Annotated in this window: 1 protein-coding gene; it reads right to left on the bottom strand. The window is 45.6% G+C overall.

Annotation, left to right across the window (positions count from 1 at the left end; genetic code table 11):
• Window positions 1–843, bottom strand: an 843-nt coding sequence (locus ACFSVM_RS25465) for a putative phage tail protein (protein ID WP_379265311.1), incomplete at both ends; no start/stop codon positions are given.

The following is an 843-nucleotide window of genomic DNA, read 5'->3' as shown; positions in this document are numbered from 1 at the left end:
AAGCCATATTCCTCAATTTCTCCCCACGTTAACCATGTCGGAATAAATTCATGTTCTAAATAAATAGGCAGCACATCTTCTGCCACCTCTTCCATTTCGCTGATATTATCCGGGATACCACGCTTGCTCCATATTGTTGTTCTAACGATGTCATGCGCTCGGTCTTGCTCGACAGTTGTATCGTAGAAGGTGTTCATCATTTCGTTGAAGGTTGATTCCTGGATGAGTCCGGGACCCTGAAGTCTATTCTTTATAGCGTCCCGTCGTAAGAGCAAGCTCTTAGATTCATCTGTAGGTATCTTCAGCCGAGTTTCGAACTTTCGAACCCCTTTAAGGCTTAACCGATCCACATAGGATAGATCGTTTAATGCCTCTTCTCTCAATGCCGCGAAACGATGTAGCTCTGTAGACTGAGCTTTTTGAATTTGCTTGTACTCATCGATTCTGGTAAAGATCGGTGGTACAGATTCATACATAGCCTCAGCGATGTCTCTTTCATGGTAGAATCCCTCAGTCGTAATCGACATCAAGCTATCAGCTGCCGCAATCATGATTCGTGTGGCGTTATTAGCTGCGCCCCCCATACTGAGGGTGGATACTCTCGTTGACGAGACTCGAACAAGAGTCGCTCCATTAACAACAGCGAAACCTTTCATGCTGGATATTCCTGCACTCATACTGACAAGTATCGGGTCATTAACGATGACGCCGACCAATATATCGGATACCCCGTCGACATTAGTGACTTGAATCGATTTAGAGACGGCAGCATCTAAACTGATCGATGTCTCTCCTTCTGGAAGATGGACTAGAACAGCACCACTTCCTGATGCAACCCAATGG

This window comes from Paenibacillus shunpengii (assembly GCF_042684905.1).
Taxonomy (GTDB): Bacteria; Bacillota; Bacilli; order Paenibacillales; family Paenibacillaceae; genus Paenibacillus; species Paenibacillus shunpengii.
Note: the sequence above shows the minus strand (reverse complement) of the source record. Positions and strands in the feature narration are given on the sequence as shown.